The following is an 18,639-nucleotide window of genomic DNA, read 5'->3' on the forward strand; positions in this document are numbered from 1 at the left end:
CGTCATGGCAGTGAAAGTCGCAATCAACGGTTTCGGACGCATCGGCCGCCTCGTCGCGCGCGCCATCCTGGAACGCCCCGATTGCGGGCTGGAACTGGTCGCGATCAACGACCTCGCCGATGCCAAGTCGAACGCGTTGCTGTTCAAGCGCGACAGCGTCCACGGCCCTTTCCCGGGTGAAGTGAAGGCCGATGGCGACTCGATGGTCGTCGATGGCAAGCGCATTCGCGTCACCGCCGAACGCGACCCCGCCAACCTGCCGCACGCCGAGCTGGGCGTCGACATCGCGCTCGAATGCACGGGATTCTTCGCCGATCGCGACAGCGCGTCGAAGCATCTGGCCGCCGGCGCCAAGCGCGTGCTGATCTCCGCCCCTGCGAAGGGCGTCGACCTGACCGTCGTGTACGGCGTCAACCACGACAAGCTGACCGCCGAGCATGTCGTCGTCTCGAACGCGAGCTGCACCACCAACTGCCTCGCGCCGGTCGCCAAGGTCCTCAACGACACGCTGGGTATCGAGCGCGGGCTGATGACCACCATCCACGCCTATACCAACGACCAGAAAATCCTCGACCAGATCCACCCCGACAAGCGTCGCGCCCGCGCCGCCGCGATGTCGATCATCCCGACGACCACGGGTGCCGCGCGCGCGGTCGGTGAGGTGCTTCCCGAACTCAAGGGCAAGCTGGACGGCTCGTCGGTTCGTATTCCGACCCCGAACGTCAGCCTGATCGACCTGACCTTCACGCCGAAGCGCGACACGAGCGTCGAGGAGGTGAACAAGATTCTGAAGGACGCATCGGAAGGCGCGCTGAAAGGGGTTCTCGATTATTCGGACGAGCCGCTGGTTTCGATCGATTACAACCACTGCCCGGCCAGCTCGACCATCGACAGCCTCGAAACCGCGGTGCTCGAAGGCAAGCTGGTTCGCGTCGTGAGCTGGTACGACAATGAATGGGGCTTCTCGAACCGCATGGTCGATACCGCCGGCGTGATCGCGGGGCTGCTGTAATCTGAAACCCCGTTTGGGCTGACCCCGGACCAAGTCCGGGGGAAGCCCTGTCTTTCTTGAAGAGAAGAACGGCCCTTCGACAGGCTCAGGGCGAACGGAGTTGGACATGACTGGCTTTCGAACCCTCGACGACATTGGCGACGTCACCGGCAAGCGCGTCCTCGTCCGCGTCGACCTCAACGTCCCGATGTCCGACGGCGCGGTCGCCGACGACACGCGGATTCGCGCGGCGATGCCGACGATCCGCGAACTGTCCGACAAGGGCGCGATCGTGCTGCTGCTTGCCCATTTCGGGCGGCCGAAGGGCGCGAAGAACCCGACCCAGTCCCTGAGCCTCGTCATCGACGGGGTCGCCGATGTCCTCGGTCATTCGGTGATGTTCATCCCCGACTGTATCGGGGAAGGGGCGAAGGCAGGCGTCGCCGTGCTCGCCGCCGGCGACGTCGCGGTGCTCGAGAATACCCGCTTTCACCCGGGCGAGGAAAAGAACGATCCGGCCTTTGCCGACGCGCTTGCCGAGGTCGGTGACCTTTACGTCGACGATGCCTTTTCGGCCGCGCATCGCGCGCATGGATCGACCGAGGGCATCGCGCACCGGCTGCCCGCCTATGCCGGACGCGCGATGGAAGCCGAACTCAAGGCGCTCGACGCGGCGCTCGGCAATCCGGCGCATCCGGTCGCGGCGGTCGTGGGCGGCGCCAAGGTGTCGACCAAGATCGATGTGCTGAAAAATCTGGTCGGCCAGGTCGATCATCTGATTATCGGCGGCGGCATGGCGAACACGTTCCTCGCCGCGCGCGGGGTCGATGTCGGCAAGTCGTTGTGCGAGCATGATCTGGTCGATACCGCGAACATGATCTTCGACGCCGCCGACAAGGCCGGGTGCACCATCCATCTGCCCTATGATGTGGTGATCGCGAAGGAATTCGCGCCCAACCCTCCGACGCGCACCGTCAACGTCCACGAGGTCGCTGCCAACGAGATGATCCTCGACGTCGGCCCGGCGGCGGTCGAGGCGCTGGCAGACGTGCTCAAGACCTGTCGTACCCTCGTCTGGAACGGCCCGCTCGGCGCGTTCGAGACGCCGCCGTTCGATATGGCAACCGTTGCGCTGGCGAGGACGGCAGCGGCGCTGACGCGCGAAGGATCGCTGATCTCGGTCGCGGGCGGCGGCGATACCGTCGCGGCGCTCAACCATGCCGGCGTGGCGGACGATTTCACTTTCGTCTCGACCGCTGGCGGCGCTTTCCTCGAATGGATGGAAGGCAAGCCGTTGCCCGGCGTCGACGCGCTGAAAGCCTAGAATTTTCGCCTCCATTGCATCCTGCGCGCGGGGTAGCTATGCGCGCTGTCACATACGTATGCAAACAACCGGAGATCCTATGACGACCGCCAACGCCGCCATGCTCGACAAGATCAAATCGGGGCAGGGGTTCATCGCCGCACTCGACCAGAGCGGCGGCTCGACGCCCAAGGCTTTGCGCGGTTACGGCATCGGAGAGGATGCCTATGCGAGTGACGAGGAGATGTTCGGCCTGATCCACGCGATGCGCAGCCGCATCGTCACCGCGCCCTGCTTCGACGGCAGCAAGGTGATCGGTGCGATTCTGTTCGAGCGCACGATGGACGGCGAAGCGGGCGGCAAGCCGGTGCCGGCGCTGCTGTGGGAGCGCGGCGTGGTGCCGTTCCTGAAGGTCGACAAGGGACTGGAGGTCGAGGTCGACGGCGTCCAGTTGATGAAGCCGATGCCCGACCTCGACGCGCTGTGCGATCGTGCGGTCGCGAAGGGCGTGTTCGGGACCAAGATGCGCAGCGTCGTCAACCTCGGCAACCCGGCGGGGATCAAGGCGATCGTCCAGCAGCAGTTCGCCGAAGCGAAGCGCATCGCGGCGCACGGCCTGGTTCCGATCATCGAGCCCGAGGTCAATATCAAGAGCCCCGAGCGCGACGCGGCCGACCGCCTGCTGCTGAAGGAATGCCTCGCGGCGCTCGACGCGTGGGACGGCGCGCCGGTCATGCTGAAGCTGTCGCTGCCGACCGAGGCCGGGCTGTTCCAGCCGCTGGTCGATCATCCGAAGGTGCTGCGTGTCGTCGCGCTGTCGGGTGGCTTTTCGCGCCCCGAAGCCTGCGCCCATCTGGCGAAGAATCCCGGCATCATCGCGAGCTTCAGCCGCGCGCTGCTCGAAGATTTGCGCGCGCCGATGAGCGACGCGGAGTTCGACGCCTCGCTCGGCGGTGCGATCGACGAAATCCACGCGGCCTCGGTAGCCTGATGGGCGCCTGGGGATGAGCGAGGGCTGGAAAGCCGTCGACGATTATATCGCCGGGAAACTGCTCGGCGACGACGCGGCGCTCGCCGCCGCGCTCGCGAACAACAAGGTGCAGAGCCTGCCGCCGATCGACGTGTCGGCGACACAGGGCAAGATGCTGTCGCTGCTCGCGCAGGTTGCGGGGGCGCGGCGCATTCTGGAAGTCGGGACGCTCGGCGGCTATTCGACCATCTGGCTGGCCCGGGCGCTGCCCGAGGACGGGGCGCTGGTGACGCTGGAGATCGAAAGCGAGCACGCCCGCGTCGCGCGCGAGAATCTGGAGCGGGCCGGCGTGTCGGCCAAGGTCGACATCCGCGTCGGCCCGGCGAGGGACAGTCTTGCCGCAATGACCGACGCGGCGCCCTTCGACTTCGTCTTCATCGATGCCGACAAACAGAACAACGCCCATTATGTCGCCGAGGCGATCCGGCTCGGTCGGAGCGGCACGGTCGTCGTCGTCGACAATGTCGTGCGCGAGGGCGGGGTGCTCGACGCGGATAGCGGCGATCCGCGGATCGACGGCACGCGCGCGCTGTTCGACATGCTGAGCGCCGAACCGCGGCTCGACGCGACCGCGGTGCAGACCGTGGGCGCGAAGAAATGGGACGGGTTCGTGCTGGCGCGGGTGCGCTGAGAGACGGCCCGTCTTTTGCGGTTCGGCTCCAGAGCGGCGTGCGTTAAATCTGACCCATCATCCCGTTCGTGTCGAGCGAAGTCGAGACACCCATCGGTATGGCGCAAGGCCGATGGGTGCCTCGACTTCGCTCGACATGAACAGAAGAGAGATGATGCTGATCTAATGCAGGATGCCTTACAGCCCGCCGTCGAAGCGGAATGCGAAGCGGTAATCCTCGGGCTTGATCGGCCGTCCGGCGTGCCTGGCGGGCGTGACGCTTTCGAGCAGGATCGTGCCGTCGGCGAGCGGGATGCGCTTGCCGAGAATCGCCTCGAACGCCTGGGTGCGGCCGCCGGGGCGAATCCACAGCATCCTGAGCCGCACCTGCCCGGCCCACACGCACATGACATTTTCCGGGCAGCGGCTGTCTTCGAGGACCTGCACCGGCTGGATCACCGGGCCGTCGGCATAGGCGCGCTGGCCGAGCGCGACGCTGGAGGCGTCGGGAAGCGGCGCGGGCTCGGGCGGCGCCGACCGGCTCGCCGCGCAGGCGGAGAGGGCGAGCGGGACGATCAGCGACAGGACGGCGAAGTGCGGCATTTTCTGCATTTGCCCGAGCATGGCGGCGTGGCTATGAACCCGCCATGACCACACGGACCTGCCAGCTCTATCTGATCTCCCCGCTCGACGTCGGGGGCGATTTTCCCGCCCGGCTCGAGGAGGCGCTATCCGCCGCGCCGGTCGCGGCCTTCCAGTTTCGCGTCAAGGACGTCGATCAGCACGCGGCGGCGCGGCTCGCCGAGCCGCTGCAGGCGATCTGCGCCGCGCACGACACCGCCTTCATCGTCAACGACGATATGGCGCTGGCGAAGCGGATCGGCGCCGACGGCGTCCATCTGGGGCAGGGCGACGGCGATCCGAAGGAGGCGCGGCGTCTGCTCGGCCCCGATGCGCAGATCGGCATAACCTGCCACGCCAGCCGCCACCTCGCGATGGAGGCGGGCGAGGCGGGGGCCGATTATGTCGCGTTCGGCGCCTTCTTTCCGACCACGACCAAGGTGGTCGAGCATCACGCCGACCCCGAAATCCTGAACTGGTGGCAGGGACTGTTCGAACTGCCCTGCGTCGCGATCGGCGGAATCACGCCGGCGAACGCGGACACGCTGATCGCCGCGGGAGCGGATTTCCTCGCGGTGTCGGCCGCCGTCTGGCAACATCCCGACGGGCCCGCCGCGGCGGTGCGCCTGTTCGCCGAAACCCTGGGCCCTCAGCGCGCGCGCTGATGGACCGGGGCGGTTTTGGCGGGCCCGGCGTCGTGCCCGCCGCGATCCTTCGGTGCGCGCCAGCCGAACAGGCCGGCGCAGGGCGTCGTGCGATGGAGCGCTGCCGGGACCCGGCCGATGGGGGCTGGCCTGGAAGGGAGCTTGGGCGTCATGGGCGCCGATATGACAGGCGATAGGGGGCGGTTATTGGACGGGCGCGCCAAATCGTCTTCGGTTCGTCGCCTTTTCGCTTGCGGTTGCCGCAGCGCCGCGCAAGAGAATGCCGCCGGGGAGACATTTTATGACACGCACCGACCAGCAGCCCGCGGGCCTGCGCGAACTGACGCTCCGCGGGATCCTTCTCGGCGGCCTGATCACGCTGCTGTTCACCGCGGCGAACGTCTATCTGGGGCTGAAGGTCGGGCTGACCTTCGCGACCTCGATCCCCGCCGCGGTGATCTCGATGGCGCTGCTGCGCTTGCTGTCGGGCGCGACGATCCTCGAGAATAATATCGTCCAGACCATCGCCAGTGCCGCGGGAACGCTGGCGGCGATCATCTTCGTGCTGCCCGGTCTCGTCATCGTCGGCTGGTGGCAGGGGTTCCCCTATTGGATTACCGCCGCGGTCTGCTTCATCGGCGGCACGCTCGGGGTCATGTTCTCGGTGCCGCTGCGCCGCGCGCTGGTCGCGGGATCGGACCTGCCCTATCCCGAGGGCGTCGCCGCCGCCGAGGTGTTGAAAGTCGGCTCGCGCGCGGGCGACGGGGCCGAGGAGAATCAGCGCGGGCTGCGCACCATCCTGCTCGGCTCGCTGGTCAGCGCGGGCTTTGCGCTGCTCGATGCGATGAAGCTGACCGCGACTGAGGTCGGCAAGACTTTCAAGCTCGGCGCGGGCGCCAGCGGGGTCAGCGCCAGCCTGTCGCTCGCGCTGATCGGGGTCGGCCATCTGGTCGGCCTGTCGGTCGGCCTCGCGATGCTGGTCGGCATGCTGATCGCCTGGGGCGGGCTGATGCCCGTGCTCACCGCGGCACAGGGGGCCGTGGGTTCGGTCGACGCGGTCGTCGGCGCGGTCTTTTCGCAGCAGGTCCGCTTCATCGGCGCCGGCACCATCGGCGTCGCGGCGCTGTGGACGCTGCTCAAGATCATCGGGCCGATCGTCAAGGGCATTCAGGGCTCGATCGCCTCGTCGCGGGCGCGCGGTCACGGCGAGATCGTCGAACTCGGCGAGCGCGACCTGTCCTTCAATGTCGTGGTCGGCACGATCCTCGGCTCGCTGATCCCGATCGCGGGACTGCTCTGGTTTTTCGCGCAGGGCGGGCCGATCGGCGAAAATCCGGTGGCCGTCATTTTCGCCACCCTGCTGTTCGTCCTTTTCATTGGCGCGATCATCGCGGCGGTCACGGGTTATATGGCCGGGCTGATCGGCGCGTCGAACAGCCCGGTGTCGGGCGTCGGCATCCTCGCGGTCATCGCGGCGTCGCTGATGCTGCTGCTCTTCTTCGGCCGCAACCACAGCGAGGCCGACACGGCGGCGCTCGTCGCCTATGCGCTGTTCACCACCGCGATCGTCTTTTCGGTCGCGACCATCTCGAACGACAATCTTCAGGACCTGAAGACCGGCCAACTCGTCGGGGCGACGCCGTGGAAACAGCAGCTCGCGCTCGTCATCGGCGTCGCCTTCGGTTCGCTGATCATTCCGCCGGTGCTCGACCTGCTGAACCAGGCCTTCGGCTTCGCGGGCGCCGCGGGAGCCGGGGCGAACGCCCTGCCGGCGCCGCAGGCGGCGCTGATCAGCGCGCTCGCCAAGGGCGTGCTCGGCGGCGACCTGCGCTGGGATCTGATCGGCTATGGCGCGCTGATCGGCGTCGCGGTGATCGCGCTCGACGAAATCCTCGGCCGCCTCGGCAAGATGCGCCTGCCGCCGCTCGGCGTCGGCATGGGCATCTATCTGCCGATGTCGCTGACCATCCTGATCCCCATCGGCGCCTTAGTCGGCCATCTGTGGGAAAAGCACGCGGCGCGGAGCGCCAAGCCGGAATTCACCAGCCGCATGGGCGTGTTGCTGGCCACCGGCTTCATCGTCGGCGAAAGCCTGTTCGGGGTGCTGTTCGCGGGGATCGTCGCCGGTTCGGGCAGCGACGCCCCGCTCGCGGTGGTCGGCGAGAATTTCGCGACCGCCGCGATCCTGATCGGCCTTCTGCTGTTCGTCGGTACGATCACCTATAGCTATCGCCGGACACGCGCCGCAGCGGACAGCGCGCCCTAAGCGGCTTGCTCTCGGGCGCGTCCCTCGCTAAGGGCGCGCTCCTGTGACCGGTGCGCGCTCGCGGGCCGGCGGCTCTTTCCATCCTTGTTGAAGCGAGTGTGCGCGATGAAAATCACCGGCGTTGAAATCCGTCCCGGCAATATTATCGAATATGAAGGCGGTATCTGGAAGGTTACCAAGATCCAGCACACTCAGCCGGGCAAGGGCGGCGCCTATATGCAGGTGGAGGCCAAGAATCTGATCGACGGGCGCAAGCTGAACAACCGTTTCCGCAGCGCCGACACGGTCGAGAAGGTCCGCCTCGACACCAAGGATTTCCAGTATCTTTATGCCGAGGGCGACGATCTCGTCTTCATGGACAAGGATACGTACGAGCAGATCACCATTTCGAAGGACGTCATCGGCGACGCCCACGAATTCCTGCAGGACGGCATGGAAGTCGTGCTCGAACTGTGGGAAGAGCGCCCGATCTCGGTCGAACTGCCCGAACAGATCGAAGCGACGATCGTCGAGGCCGACGCGGTGGTGAAGGGACAGACGGCATCTTCGTCCTACAAGCCCGCGATCCTCGACAATGGCGTGCGCGTCATGGTGCCGCCGCACATCACCAGCGGCACCCGCATCGTGGTCAATGTCTATGACCGCGAATATGTGCGGCGCGCGGACTGATTAGTTTCCCCTCCCGCTCGCGGGAGGGGTTAGGGGTGGGCGACAGGTCCGCCTCCTCCTCGTGCCCACCCCCCGGCCCCTCCCGCAAGCGGGAGGGGGGAGAATGAACATGGCCCTATCCGGCATCATCACCGTCATGGAACGCGCCGCGCGCAAGGCGGGCACGAAACTGCGCCGCGACTTTGGCGAGATCGAGCATTTGCAGGTGTCGCAGAAGGGGCCCGCCGATTTCGTGTCGAAGGCCGATCAGGCCGCCGAGCGCACCCTGTACGACGAACTCGGCCATGCGCGCCCCGGCTGGGGTTTCCTGATGGAGGAAGCGGGCGAGATCAAGGGCGACGAGGGCAAGCCGCGCTTCATCATCGACCCGCTCGACGGCACCTCGAATTTCCTGCATGCCATCCCGCAGTTCGCCATCTCGATCGCGGTGCAGGAGCCGAAGCTCGGCGGCGGCTGGGGCGACGTCACCGCGGCGCTGATCTATCAGCCCGTTACCGACGAAAGCTATTGGGCCGAGCGCGGCCGCGGTGCGTGGCTGCACGACCGCCGCCTGCGCGTTGCGTCGCGCCGCAGCCTCAACGAATGCCTGATCGCGACCGGCATTCCCTTCATGGGCCATGGCGACATGGCGCAGTGGAGCCGCATCTTCGCCGCCGTCGGCCCCGAAGTCGCCGGCATTCGCCGCTTCGGCGCGGCGAGCCTCGATCTCGCCTGGGTTGCGGCGGGCCGCTTCGATGGTTTCTGGGAGGCCGACCTGAATATCTGGGACGTCGCCGCCGGTATGCTGCTGGTGCGCGAGGCGGGCGGTTTCGTCAGCGATTTCCGCGGCGGCGAGCGCGCGATCGAGCGCAGCGAGTTCGTTGCCGGCAGCGCCGCCGTCCATTCCAAGCTGCAAAAGCTGGTCGCGGGCGCCCTACGAGGCGTCTGATCGCCTTTCGGCGAAGATGAATTCGCGATAGGCGCGCATCAGCGAGGCCCAGGTATTCAACGTCTCGCGGATATTCTCGCGCGGCAGGCCGCTGAAATCGACGTCGACGTCCATTTCCAGCACCGGATCGCCCGATTCGTCGCGATAGGCGCGGGCGAAGCGCTTTTCGCGGTTCCATTCGTTGAACCGCTCGAGCGGCACCTGCCTGGCATCGCTGAAACCCATGTAATATTGCAGCGTCCGGCAGTCGTGCCCGCCGGTGCAGTTCATGAAGATGACAAGGAAGGGCATGCCGTCGAGATTGCTCTCGATATAGGGATCGGCGTTCGGTTCCGCGCGCAATGTGGCGGGGGACCCCAGCGACTCGACTATGGTCCGGATCTTTTCCGGGTCGGCGGCGTTGATCAGTTCGGCGCGGGCCGGGGCCGCGGCCAACGCCGCAGCGCCCGCGAGGGCAAGGGTGGCCCGCCATGCGAAGTTCCTCATATCTCTCCCCATCTCGATCGCGGGCGCCGGCTGCCCGGAAACTGGTCCTTTTCTAAAGGCCTAGCATGGCCTGGACCCATTTTGCCACCCGCCCCAGCGCTTTTGCCGACACGGGGCGAATTTCCTGCCCGCAGCGCTTGCGACGCGCGGCAGGCTGGCCTAAAGCGCCCCGCAGAAAAGGGCCGGAGAGCCCATAGCGAACAACAGGACTGCAACGTTCCATGGTCGACCTGACGCAATATCTGCCGATCCTGATCTTTCTGGTCATCGCACTCGGCCTGTCTGCTGCCTTCGTCTTTCTGCCGATGGGCGTCGCGCGGCTGACCGGGGCGCACAAACCCGACCCGGCGAAGCTCAGCGAGTATGAATGCGGTTTCCCCGCTTTCGAAGATGCGCGCAGCCAGTTCGACGTGCGATTCTACCTGGTCGCCATTTTGTTCATCATCTTCGACCTCGAAGCGGCCTTCCTCTTTCCCTGGGCGGTCAGCCTGAAGGAGATCGGCTGGGCCGGCTGGGCGACGATGATGGTTTTCCTGGCCGAGCTTGCGATCGGCCTGATCTATGCGTGGAAGAAAGGGGCGTTGGATTGGGAATGAGCCAGCCGACCATCCTGACGCCCGGCGCCATGCCGGTGGCCCCGGGGACAAGCCCCGATGCGGGCTTTTTCGACGATCTCAACGCCGAGGTCGGCGACAAGGGTTTCCTCGTCACCTCGACCGAAGAGTTGTTCCAATGGGCGCGCACCGGTTCGCTCTGGTGGATGACCTTCGGGCTCGCCTGCTGCGCGGTCGAGATGATCCACGTCAACATGCCGCGCTATGACATGGAGCGGTTCGGCGCCGCGCCGCGCGCATCCCCGCGTCAGTCGGACGTGATGATCGTCGCCGGCACGCTGTGCAACAAGATGGCGCCGGCGCTGCGCCGGGTCTACGACCAGATGTCGAACCCCAAATATGTCATCTCGATGGGAAGCTGCGCCAATGGCGGCGGCTATTATCATTACAGCTATTCGGTGGTGCGCGGCTGCGACCGCATCGTGCCGGTGGACATCTATGTTCCCGGCTGCCCGCCGACCGCCGAGGCCCTGCTGTATGGCGTGATGCAATTGCAGCGGAAGATCCGCCGCGTCGGAACGATCGAACGCTGATGGCCAGCCCCGCTCCCCTCATCGCCCCGCGCGAAGGCCTGGCCGAGGCGCTGAAAAAGGCGCTCGGTCAGGACATGATCGCGCATGTCTTCGCGGTCGGCGAGGACAGCATCACGGTGCGCCGCGACGCCATCGCGGGCGTGATGGTGCAGCTTCGCGACGTCCTCGAATATCAGCAGCTCATGGAGATCGCCGGGGTCGACTATCCCGACCGGCCCGAGCGCTTCGAGGTCGTCTATCACCTGCTCAGCGTCACGAAGAACCACCGCCTGCGCGTCCGCGTCTCGACCGACGAGGCGACGCCGGTGCCGACGATCGTGCCCGTCTGGCCGGTCGCCGGCTGGCTCGAGCGCGAGGTGTTCGACATGTACGGGGTGCTGTTCAGCGGCAATCCCGACCTGCGCCGTATCCTGACCGACTATGGTTTTCAGGGGCATCCGCAGCGCAAGGATTTCCCGCTCACCGGCTATATCGAACTGCGCTATTCCGAAGAGGACAAGCGCGTCGTCTATGAACCGGTGCGGCTGGCGCAGGATTTCCGCAATTTCGACTTCATGTCGCCGTGGGAAGGCGCCGACTATATCCTTCCCGGCGACGAAAAGGCCGGCGGGACCGGCGAGGCGCCCGGCAAGGGCGCGCCGAGCCCGATGACGGCGGAAGCGGTCAAGAAGGCCGACGAGGCGAAGGCCTCGCCGCCGCCGACCCCGAAGACCACCGACAAGGCGGCGCAGACGGGCGCAGGCACCAAGGCGAACGCCAAGGCGGCGAAGGCGAGCCCCGACGGCGCCAAGGCCACCGCGGCGTCGAAGGCGAAGACGCCCGCGACCGCCAAGGCCGAAAAGACGCCCGCCAAGCCAAAGGCGCCTGCGAAACCGCGCAAGCCTAAAGGAGGCGACGCATGACCGACTCTCCTCAGGTCAAGCACCACGGCAGCGACATGTTCGAAGGCTATCCGGTCGACACCGCCGATACGGCGGGTGACCAGGCGGTCACCAACTATACGATCAACTTCGGCCCGCAGCACCCCGCGGCGCACGGCGTTCTGCGCCTCGTGCTCGAACTCGACGGCGAGATCATCGAGCGCGTCGACCCGCACGTCGGGCTGCTCCATCGCGGCACCGAGAAACTGATCGAATATAAGACCTATCTGCAGGCGCTGCCCTATTTCGACCGGCTCGACTATTGCTCGCCGCTCGGGATGGAGCACAGCTATGTCCTCGCGATCGAGAAATTGCTCGACCTCGAGGTGCCGGCGCGCGCGCAATATCTGCGCACCCTGTTCGCGGAGCTGACGCGCATCTGCAACCATATGCTCAACATCGGCAGCCACGTCATGGACGTCGGCGCGATGACCCCGAACCTGTGGGTGTTCGAGCTGCGCGAGGATTGCCTCAACTTCTTCGAGCGCATGTCGGGCGCGCGGATGCATCATGCCTGGTTCCGCCCCGGCGGCGTGCACCAGGACGTGCCCGAAAAACTGCTCGTCGATATCGGCGAATGGTGCGAAACGCGGCTGCCGAAGCTGTTCGGCGACGCGATGAGCCTGGTCATCGACAACCGCATCTTCAAGCAGCGCAACGTGGACATCGCGACGGTCAGCAAGGAAGACGCGCTGGCGTGGGGCTTCTCGGGCCCGATGATCCGCGGCAGCGGCATCCCGTGGGATATCCGCAAGTCGCAGCCCTATGACGCCTATGCCGCGATGGAATTCGACATTCCCGTCGGCACGCGCGGCGACTGCTACGACCGCTTCATGGTCCGCGTGCAGGAAGTCTATCAGTCGGCGCGCATCATCAAGCAGTGCCTACGCGACATGCCTTCGGGTCCGGTCGCCAGCCTCGACCGCAAGGTCGTCCCGCCCAAGCGCGGCGAGATGAAGCAGTCGATGGAATCGCTGATCCATCACTTCAAGCTCTATACCGAGGGCTTCCACGTCCCCGCGGGCGAGGTTTACGTGGCGACCGAAAGCCCGAAGGGCGAATTCGGCGTCTATCTGGTCAGCGACGGCACCAACAAGCCGTACCGCTGCAAGATCCGCCCGACCGCGTTCAGCCACCTGCAGGCGATGGACATGATGGCGAAGGGCCACATGCTCGCCGACACCACTGCAATCATCGGCGCCATCGACGTCGTTTTCGGAGAGTGTGACCGCTAATGGCCGACGCACCCAACATCCCCGACGAGGCCGAAGTCCGCGCGCGCTGGGGCGCTTTTGCGTGGACGCCGGAAAATGCCGAAAAGGCGAAGCAGGTGATCGCGCGCTATCCCGCCGGGCGGCAGCGGTCCGCGGTGATGCCCTTGCTCGACCTCGCGCAGCGGCAGGTCGGGGCGGAGACGAACACGCAGGGCTGGCTGCCGGTGCCGGTGATCGAGTATGTCGCGGCCGCGCTCGATATGCCGTTCATCCGCGCCTATGAGGTCGCGACCTTCTATACCATGTACAATCTCGCGCCGGTCGGCCGCTATCATGTGCAGTTGTGCGGCACGACGCCGTGCTTGCTGCGCGGATCGGACGACGTCATGGCCGCGTGCAAGAACCGCGGCATGGTCAAGGGCAGGACCACCCCCGACGGACTGTTCACGCTGACCGAGGTCGAATGCATCGGCAATTGCACCAACGCGCCGGTGGTCCAGATCAACGACGATAATTACGAGGATCTCGACTACGACAGCATGACGCGCATCCTCGATGCACTGGCGGCGGGCGAGCAGCCGAAGACCGGCACCCAGAATCCGCAGCGTCGCACGAGCGAGCCCGAAGGCGGCCCGACGACGCTGAAGGAAATGGTCGACGCCAACCACGACTATCGGAAGGACTGGTGATGACCCAGAAGGACGTCATCACGATCCTCGCGATCATCGGCGCGCTGGTCGTGCTCGGCTTCGTGCTGCGCGTGACCTTCGCGCTGCTCGGGCCGCTGCTGATCGTCGCGCTCGGCTATATCGCCTACACGATGCTCAGGAAGGATGGGGGGCGCTGATGCTCGCCGACAAGGACCGTATTTTCACCAATCTCTACGGCTTCCAGCCGTGGAACCTCAAGGCCGCGCAGGCGCGCGGCGATTGGGACAAGACCAAGGACCTGATGAGCCGCGGCCAGGACGCGATCATCGAGGAGGTCAAGGCATCGGGCCTGCGCGGCCGCGGCGGCGCGGGCTTTCCGACCGGCCTGAAATGGTCCTTCATGCCGAAGGAGCCGCGCGCCGACCGTCCGAGCTTCCTCGTCATCAACGCCGACGAATCCGAGCCCGGTTCGTGCAAGGACCGCGAGATCATCCGCCACGATCCGCACAAGCTGATCGAGGGCGCGCTGATCGCGGGCTATGCGATGCGCGCGCGCGCCGCCTATATCTATATCCGCGGCGAATTCATCCGCGAGGCCGAGACGTTGTTCGCCGCGGTGCAGGAAGCCTATGACGCGGGCCTGCTCGGCAAGAACGCCGCGAAGTCGGGTTATGATTTCGACGTCTTCGTCCACCGCGGCGCCGGCGCCTATATCTGCGGCGAAGAAACCGCGATGATCGAAAGCCTCGAGGGCAAGAAGGGCCAGCCGCGCCTGAAGCCGCCATTTCCGGCGGGCGCGGGCCTCTATGGCTGCCCGACGACGGTCAACAATGTCGAGAGCATCGCGGTCGTCCCGACGATCCTGCGGCGCGGCGCGGCGTGGTTCTCGAGCTTCGGGCGCGAGAACAACAAGGGCACCAAGCTGTTCCAGATCAGCGGCCATGTGAACAAGCCCTGTGTCGTCGAAGAGGAAATGGGCATCAGCTTCCGCGAGCTGATCGACACCCATTGCGGCGGCATCCGCGGCGGCTGGGACAATCTGCTCGCGGTGATCCCCGGCGGATCGTCGGTGCCGCTGGTTCCCGCGGCGCAGATCATGGACGCGCCGATGGATTTCGACGGGCTCAAGGAACTCGGCTCCGGCCTCGGCACCGCCGCCGCGATCGTGATGGACAAGTCGACCGACGTCGTCCAGGCGATCAGCCGCATCAGCTATTTCTACAAGCATGAAAGCTGCGGCCAGTGCACCCCGTGCCGCGAAGGCACCGGCTGGATGTGGCGCGTGATGGAGCGGCTGCGCACCGGCGACGCCGACATCGGCGAGATCGACACGCTGTTCGACGTGACCAAGCAGGTCGAGGGCCACACCATCTGCGCGCTCGGCGACGCCGCCGCGTGGCCGATCCAGGGCCTAATCCGCCATTTCCGCCCCGAACTCGAACGCCGCATCCGCGAGAACGGCGGCGCGCTGGAGGCGGCAGAGTGAGAGCCTTGATTCTTTCGGTAGCCGCTGCATTGCTGGCGGTTTCGCCGGCGATGGCGCAAGACGGGACGGACGAAGCCGCTTTGCCCGCGGCGACCGACACCAAGCCTGCGATCACCCCCCTCGCTGCACAGGCGATGTATAATTTCACACGCTGCGTCGTCGAATTCAGCCGCCTCGGTGCCGAAAAGCTGCTCGCGCGGGATTTCCGTTCGGACGAATACCGCCAAGCCATGCGCCGCTATGTGAAAGGCCATGGCCGCTGTGCGCCCCGAAGCGAGCTTGGGTCGTCCCAGCTCGTCTTTGCGGGTAATCTTGCCGAGCATTTGCTGATCGACAAATTCAGCGAGACGGCACTGGCGGCTGACCTCGCCCGCGACCGTTCGGCCATGCCGATCGAGGCGCGGAGCGTGGCCGAGGGCATCGCCCTGTGCATCGTGATGCAGGCACCGCAAGACAGCGCCGCGCTGTTCCGGACCGAGGTGATGAGCGACGCCGAGAAAGCCGTGCTCGCGAATATCGCGCCCAAGCTGTCGGGTTGCGTCAGACAAGGCGCCGAATTCCGTACCAATCGCACCGGCCTGCGCGCGCTGCTTGCGCTGGCCGCTTACCGCATCGCGGTCACCGATACGGTGGAGTCGGCAACATGAAGCGCGGGGCGTCCATCCTGCTCTGCTTGATGCTGACCGTATCACCGGTGGCGGCGCAGGACACCGATGCGCTGATGATGCGCAACATCATCGACGGGGTGGCACCGGAGGATGCGGCGGCCGGGCGTTTCCTCGCCGATTTCGCTGATTGTGCGGCTGCCGATCAGCAGTCGCGCGCCCGCGACGCGATGCGGCGGATGCCGGCGTCGGATCGCAGCGATGCCGATCTCTACTGGATTGCGATGCTGTCGAACAGTTGCGTCAAGTCGGAGGACCAGCTGCGCTATTCGGTGCGCTATCTGCGCGGGCCGGTCGCCGAATTTCTGCTGAAGCGGGATTTCGACCTTGCGACATGGGCGCCGAAAGGACGGCCCGCGAAAATCTATGACGCACCGTCGAACGACGGATTGGATCGGCTGAGTCCCGAGACGCGCAGTGCCGTGATCTTCAACGAGGTCGGCGCCTGCGTCGTGACCGCGACGCCGGGCGAAACTGCGGCGCTGTTCCAGACCGAGCGCGGCAGCGAGGCGGAAAAAGCCGCTTTTGCAGCGTTGACGCCGACGTTGGCGGGATGCCTCCCGCCCAAGATCGAGTTGCGGATAAGCAAGTTCGAACTCCGCGGATATCTTGCGGAAGCGGCGTATCGCTATGCCGTGACCGCCCAGACCAACAAGGCAGCAGGATAATGCCGAAAGTAACCGTAGACGGCCTGGAGCTTGACGTCCCGCAGGGCGCGACCGTGCTGCAGGCGTGCGAGATGGCGGGGAAGGAAATTCCGCGCTTCTGCTATCATGAGCGGCTGTCGATCGCCGGCAATTGTCGTATGTGCCTGGTCGAGGTGTCGCCCGGCCCGCCGAAGCCGCAGGCGTCGTGCGCGCTGCCCGCGGCCGAAGGGCAGATCATCAAGACCGACAGCCCGATGGTCAAGAAGGCACGCGAAGGGGTGATGGAGTTCCTGCTCATCAATCATCCGCTCGATTGCCCGATCTGCGACCAGGGCGGCGAGTGCGACCTGCAGGACCAGTCGGTCGCCTATGGCCGCGGCGCGACGCGTTATGAGGAAAACAAGCGCGCCGTCACCGAGAAATATATGGGGCCGATCGTCAAAACGGTGATGACGCGCTGCATCCAGTGCACGCGCTGCGTCCGTTTCGCCGAGGAAGTCGCCGGGGTCGAGGATATCGGCGCGATCTATCGCGGCGAAAATATGCAGATCACCTCCTATCTCGAGCGGGCGGTCGCGAGCGAATTGTCGGGTAACGTCGTCGACCTCTGCCCGGTCGGCGCGCTGACCAGCAAGCCCTATGCGTTCGAGGCGCGGCCGTGGGAGCTGACCAAGACATTGGGCATCGACATGACGGATGCGGTCGGCACCAATGTCCGTATCGACAGCCGCGGGCGGCAGGTGCTGCGCGTGCTGCCACGCGTCAATGACGATGTGAACGAGGAATGGGCGAGCGACAAGACGCGCCACCATGTCGACGGCCTGATCCGCCGCCGCCTCGACCGTCCTTTCGTTCGCAAGGACGGCCATCTCGTCGAGGCGACGTGGGCCGAGGCGTTCGAGGCGATCAGGGCGGCTAATGCCGGCGCATCGATCGCCGCGATTGCGGGCGACATGGTCGATTGCGAGACGATGTTCGCCGCGAAGGCGCTGGTCACCGCGCTCGGCGGCACCCTGTTCGAGGGACGCCAGACCGGGCTCGATTATGACGTCACCAGCCTGTCGGCGGTCAATTTCAACACGGGCATCGCCGAGGCCGAGAATGCCGACGTGATCCTGCTCGTCGGCACGAACCTGCGCTGGGAAGCGCCACTCATCAACACGCGCGTCCGCAAGGCGGTGTGGAAGAAGGGCGCCAAGGTGTTCGGCATCGGTCCCGAGATCGACCTGACCTACAAGGTCGAATGGCTCGGCGACGATGCCTCGCTGGTCGCGAAGCTGCCGCAGGCGGTGCTCGACGCGCTCAAGGGCGCCGAACGGCCGATGCTGATCTTCGGCGGCGGCGCGCTCTCGGTGCCGGGTGTCCACGGCGCGGCGCTGGCGCTCGCCAAATCGGTGAATGCGGTCAAGGACGGATGGAACGGCTTCAACGTCGTCCATTTCTCGGCCGCGCGCATGGGCGCGCTGATGCTCGGCTATTCGCAGCCGGGCGGGATCGGGGATATCGTGGCGGCGAAGCCGAAGCTCGCCTTCTTCCTCGGCGCCGACGAGGTCGATTTCTCGGCCTTCGCGGACACGTTCAAGGTCTATGTCGGCCATCATGGCGACAAGGGCGCGCACGCGGCCGACGTCATCCTGCCCGCCGCGGCGTGGACCGAGAAGGATTTCACCACGGTCAACACCGAGGGCCGCGTCCAGCGCAGCGACAAGGCCGTGTTCGCGCCGGGCGACGCGCGCGAGGACTGGAGCATCTTCCGCGCCCTCGCCGATGCGCTGGGCGTGAGCGTGGGCTTCGACAGCTTTGCCGAGTGCCGCGCCGCGATGGTCGCGGCGGTGCCGGCGCTGGGTGCGGAAGGGCTGGCCGATTATGGCTGGTCGGTTCCGAAGCTGCCCGCCAAGCCCGAAGCGCGCGCAATCCCGTCGCCGATCAAGGATTTCTACCTGACCAACGCCATCTGCCGCGCCTCGCCGACGATGCAGCGCTGCTCCGACGAACTGCTCCACGGCGCCGATTATGCGGAGGCGGCGGAATGAACTTCTATGCCAAGTGTATGCGCAACGGGTCGCTGATCCTGTTCTGGATGGCGATTATCATTGCGGTGATGACGCTCGCCAGCGTCGCGACGAGCTACTGGAACATGATGTCGTCGGTCGAGACGCTGCCCTATCGCGATCATAGCGCCAGCAACGCGTTCAACCTGTTGCTGGCGTTCGGATCGGCGCTTTCGGCGGCGGTCTGGCCGTTCTTTGGCGCCGCACTGTTATGGCGGCTCGACACGCGATATCCGACTTCGGGGAAGGCCGAATGATGCGCATGCCCATCATCCAAAAGCCGTTTGCCCTGAGCTTGTCGAAGGGCTGTC

The 18,639-nt window shown here is 65.9% G+C and carries 21 protein-coding genes; 19 read left to right on the forward strand and 2 right to left on the reverse strand.

Annotated features, from left to right (window positions below; all coding sequences use genetic code 11):
• Positions 1 to 4 precede the first annotated feature (4 nt).
• From gap to FHR21_RS16335, 4 genes are all read left to right on the forward strand, one after another.
• Positions 5 to 1,012 (forward strand): type I glyceraldehyde-3-phosphate dehydrogenase, encoded by a 1,008-nt coding sequence (gap, locus tag FHR21_RS16320; RefSeq protein WP_184100245.1) that lies wholly within the window; start codon positions 5 to 7, stop codon positions 1,010 to 1,012.
• Between the two features lie 106 nt (positions 1,013 to 1,118).
• Positions 1,119 to 2,315: a phosphoglycerate kinase gene (locus FHR21_RS16325; RefSeq protein ID WP_184100246.1), complete on the forward strand. Its 1,197-nt coding sequence runs from the start codon at positions 1,119 to 1,121 to the stop codon at positions 2,313 to 2,315.
• Positions 2,316 to 2,394: 79 nt separating this feature from the next.
• Complete coding sequence (locus FHR21_RS16330) at positions 2,395 to 3,285, forward strand: fructose bisphosphate aldolase (RefSeq protein WP_184100248.1); 891 nt, start codon at positions 2,395 to 2,397, stop codon at positions 3,283 to 3,285.
• A gap of 13 nt (positions 3,286 to 3,298) precedes the next feature.
• Entirely contained in the window at positions 3,299 to 3,955 is a 657-nt protein-coding gene (locus FHR21_RS16335; RefSeq protein WP_184100250.1) for an O-methyltransferase, read from the forward strand.
• Between the two features lie 177 nt (positions 3,956 to 4,132).
• On the opposite strand, the gene FHR21_RS16340 is transcribed toward FHR21_RS16335, so the two are convergent.
• Positions 4,133 to 4,537, reverse strand: coding sequence for a hypothetical protein (locus FHR21_RS16340; RefSeq protein ID WP_246427280.1), 405 nt, complete (start codon positions 4,535 to 4,537; stop codon positions 4,133 to 4,135).
• Between the two features lie 44 nt (positions 4,538 to 4,581).
• Between FHR21_RS16340 and thiE the strand changes: the two genes are divergently transcribed.
• The 4 genes from thiE to FHR21_RS16360 all read left to right on the forward strand — a co-directional run bounded on the left by thiE (position 4,582) and on the right by FHR21_RS16360 (position 9,062).
• On the forward strand, positions 4,582 to 5,220 hold the full coding sequence (thiE, locus tag FHR21_RS16345; protein WP_184100254.1) for a thiamine phosphate synthase: 639 nt from the start codon (positions 4,582 to 4,584) through the stop codon (positions 5,218 to 5,220).
• Positions 5,221 to 5,500: 280 nt separating this feature from the next.
• Positions 5,501 to 7,465 (forward strand): OPT family oligopeptide transporter, encoded by a 1,965-nt coding sequence (locus FHR21_RS16350; protein WP_184100256.1) that lies wholly within the window; start codon positions 5,501 to 5,503, stop codon positions 7,463 to 7,465.
• Between the two features lie 105 nt (positions 7,466 to 7,570).
• On the forward strand, positions 7,571 to 8,134 hold the full coding sequence (gene efp, locus FHR21_RS16355; RefSeq protein WP_184100258.1) for an elongation factor P: 564 nt from the start codon (positions 7,571 to 7,573) through the stop codon (positions 8,132 to 8,134).
• Positions 8,135 to 8,243: 109 nt separating this feature from the next.
• A complete protein-coding gene (locus FHR21_RS16360) occupies positions 8,244 to 9,062 on the forward strand; it encodes an inositol monophosphatase family protein (RefSeq protein WP_184100259.1) in 819 nt (272 codons plus the stop codon).
• Here FHR21_RS16360 and FHR21_RS16365 read toward each other — a convergent pair.
• Complete coding sequence (locus FHR21_RS16365) at positions 9,048 to 9,548, reverse strand: YbjN domain-containing protein (protein ID WP_184100261.1); 501 nt, start codon at positions 9,546 to 9,548, stop codon at positions 9,048 to 9,050. The two genes, FHR21_RS16360 and FHR21_RS16365, sit on opposite strands and share 15 nt — an antisense overlap.
• Positions 9,549 to 9,769: 221 nt before the next feature.
• Here FHR21_RS16365 and FHR21_RS16370 point away from each other — a divergent pair, with 221 nt between their 5' ends.
• From FHR21_RS16370 to FHR21_RS16420, 11 genes are read left to right on the forward strand one after another with little or no spacing between them, the layout of a single operon-like run.
• Positions 9,770 to 10,144 carry an NADH-quinone oxidoreductase subunit A gene (locus FHR21_RS16370; protein WP_184100263.1) on the forward strand — a complete coding sequence of 125 codons (375 nt, stop codon included), beginning with the start codon at positions 9,770 to 9,772 and terminating at the stop codon, positions 10,142 to 10,144.
• Positions 10,141 to 10,695, forward strand: coding sequence for a NuoB/complex I 20 kDa subunit family protein (locus FHR21_RS16375; protein ID WP_276569289.1), 555 nt, complete (start codon positions 10,141 to 10,143; stop codon positions 10,693 to 10,695). Before FHR21_RS16370 ends, FHR21_RS16375 begins: the two co-directional genes overlap by 4 nt.
• Positions 10,695 to 11,597 carry an NADH-quinone oxidoreductase subunit C gene (locus FHR21_RS16380; protein ID WP_184100265.1) on the forward strand — a complete coding sequence of 301 codons (903 nt, stop codon included), beginning with the start codon at positions 10,695 to 10,697 and terminating at the stop codon, positions 11,595 to 11,597. The genes FHR21_RS16375 and FHR21_RS16380 overlap by 1 nt, the downstream gene beginning before the upstream one ends.
• Positions 11,598 to 11,632: 35 nt before the next feature.
• Complete coding sequence (locus tag FHR21_RS16385) at positions 11,633 to 12,850, forward strand: NADH-quinone oxidoreductase subunit D (protein WP_184100404.1); 1,218 nt, start codon at positions 11,633 to 11,635, stop codon at positions 12,848 to 12,850.
• The gene (locus FHR21_RS16390; RefSeq protein WP_184100267.1) at positions 12,850 to 13,518 is read left to right on the forward strand and encodes a complex I 24 kDa subunit family protein; all 669 of its coding nucleotides are present in this window, start codon (positions 12,850 to 12,852) and stop codon (positions 13,516 to 13,518) included. Before FHR21_RS16385 ends, FHR21_RS16390 begins: the two co-directional genes overlap by 1 nt.
• Positions 13,518 to 13,676: a hypothetical protein gene (locus FHR21_RS16395; protein WP_184100269.1), complete on the forward strand. Its 159-nt coding sequence runs from the start codon at positions 13,518 to 13,520 to the stop codon at positions 13,674 to 13,676. Before FHR21_RS16390 ends, FHR21_RS16395 begins: the two co-directional genes overlap by 1 nt.
• On the forward strand, positions 13,676 to 14,965 hold the full coding sequence (gene nuoF, locus FHR21_RS16400; protein ID WP_184100271.1) for an NADH-quinone oxidoreductase subunit NuoF: 1,290 nt from the start codon (positions 13,676 to 13,678) through the stop codon (positions 14,963 to 14,965). The genes FHR21_RS16395 and nuoF overlap by 1 nt, the downstream gene beginning before the upstream one ends.
• A gap of 50 nt (positions 14,966 to 15,015) precedes the next feature.
• A complete protein-coding gene (locus FHR21_RS16405) occupies positions 15,016 to 15,612 on the forward strand; it encodes a hypothetical protein (protein WP_184100273.1) in 597 nt (198 codons plus the stop codon).
• Entirely contained in the window at positions 15,609 to 16,298 is a 690-nt protein-coding gene (locus FHR21_RS16410) for a hypothetical protein (RefSeq protein ID WP_184100275.1), read from the forward strand. Before FHR21_RS16405 ends, FHR21_RS16410 begins: the two co-directional genes overlap by 4 nt.
• Entirely contained in the window at positions 16,298 to 18,310 is a 2,013-nt protein-coding gene (gene nuoG / locus FHR21_RS16415) for an NADH-quinone oxidoreductase subunit NuoG (RefSeq protein WP_184100277.1), read from the forward strand. Before FHR21_RS16410 ends, nuoG begins: the two co-directional genes overlap by 1 nt.
• A complete protein-coding gene (locus tag FHR21_RS16420; RefSeq protein ID WP_184100279.1) occupies positions 18,307 to 18,585 on the forward strand; it encodes a hypothetical protein in 279 nt (92 codons plus the stop codon). Before nuoG ends, FHR21_RS16420 begins: the two co-directional genes overlap by 4 nt.
• Positions 18,586 to 18,639 lie beyond the last annotated feature (54 nt).

The organism is Sphingopyxis panaciterrulae (assembly GCF_014199295.1).
Lineage (GTDB): Bacteria > Pseudomonadota > Alphaproteobacteria > Sphingomonadales > Sphingomonadaceae > Sphingopyxis > Sphingopyxis panaciterrulae.

What these genes read in the sequence shown, in the direction of transcription:
- gap (WP_184100245.1), top strand. Translation starts at nt 5, where the DNA reads ATGGCAGTGAAAGTCGCAATCAACGGTTTCGGACGCATCGGCCGCCTC.
- FHR21_RS16325 (WP_184100246.1), top strand. Translation starts at nt 1,119, where the DNA reads ATGACTGGCTTTCGAACCCTCGACGACATTGGCGACGTCACCGGCAAG.
- FHR21_RS16330 (WP_184100248.1), top strand. Translation starts at nt 2,395, where the DNA reads ATGACGACCGCCAACGCCGCCATGCTCGACAAGATCAAATCGGGGCAG.
- FHR21_RS16335 (WP_184100250.1), top strand. Translation starts at nt 3,299, where the DNA reads ATGAGCGAGGGCTGGAAAGCCGTCGACGATTATATCGCCGGGAAACTG.
- FHR21_RS16340 (WP_246427280.1), bottom strand. Translation starts at nt 4,537, where the DNA reads ATGCCGCACTTCGCCGTCCTGTCGCTGATCGTCCCGCTCGCCCTCTCC.
- thiE (WP_184100254.1), top strand. Translation starts at nt 4,582, where the DNA reads ATGACCACACGGACCTGCCAGCTCTATCTGATCTCCCCGCTCGACGTC.
- FHR21_RS16350 (WP_184100256.1), top strand. Translation starts at nt 5,501, where the DNA reads ATGACACGCACCGACCAGCAGCCCGCGGGCCTGCGCGAACTGACGCTC.
- efp (WP_184100258.1), top strand. Translation starts at nt 7,571, where the DNA reads ATGAAAATCACCGGCGTTGAAATCCGTCCCGGCAATATTATCGAATAT.
- FHR21_RS16360 (WP_184100259.1), top strand. Translation starts at nt 8,244, where the DNA reads ATGGCCCTATCCGGCATCATCACCGTCATGGAACGCGCCGCGCGCAAG.
- FHR21_RS16365 (WP_184100261.1), bottom strand. Translation starts at nt 9,548, where the DNA reads ATGAGGAACTTCGCATGGCGGGCCACCCTTGCCCTCGCGGGCGCTGCG.
- FHR21_RS16370 (WP_184100263.1), top strand. Translation starts at nt 9,770, where the DNA reads ATGGTCGACCTGACGCAATATCTGCCGATCCTGATCTTTCTGGTCATC.
- FHR21_RS16375 (WP_276569289.1), top strand. Translation starts at nt 10,141, where the DNA reads ATGAGCCAGCCGACCATCCTGACGCCCGGCGCCATGCCGGTGGCCCCG.
- FHR21_RS16380 (WP_184100265.1), top strand. Translation starts at nt 10,695, where the DNA reads ATGGCCAGCCCCGCTCCCCTCATCGCCCCGCGCGAAGGCCTGGCCGAG.
- FHR21_RS16385 (WP_184100404.1), top strand. Translation starts at nt 11,633, where the DNA reads ATGTTCGAAGGCTATCCGGTCGACACCGCCGATACGGCGGGTGACCAG.
- FHR21_RS16390 (WP_184100267.1), top strand. Translation starts at nt 12,850, where the DNA reads ATGGCCGACGCACCCAACATCCCCGACGAGGCCGAAGTCCGCGCGCGC.
- FHR21_RS16395 (WP_184100269.1), top strand. Translation starts at nt 13,518, where the DNA reads ATGACCCAGAAGGACGTCATCACGATCCTCGCGATCATCGGCGCGCTG.
- nuoF (WP_184100271.1), top strand. Translation starts at nt 13,676, where the DNA reads ATGCTCGCCGACAAGGACCGTATTTTCACCAATCTCTACGGCTTCCAG.
- FHR21_RS16405 (WP_184100273.1), top strand. Translation starts at nt 15,016, where the DNA reads ATGGCGCAAGACGGGACGGACGAAGCCGCTTTGCCCGCGGCGACCGAC.
- FHR21_RS16410 (WP_184100275.1), top strand. Translation starts at nt 15,609, where the DNA reads ATGAAGCGCGGGGCGTCCATCCTGCTCTGCTTGATGCTGACCGTATCA.
- nuoG (WP_184100277.1), top strand. Translation starts at nt 16,298, where the DNA reads ATGCCGAAAGTAACCGTAGACGGCCTGGAGCTTGACGTCCCGCAGGGC.
- FHR21_RS16420 (WP_184100279.1), top strand. Translation starts at nt 18,307, where the DNA reads ATGAACTTCTATGCCAAGTGTATGCGCAACGGGTCGCTGATCCTGTTC.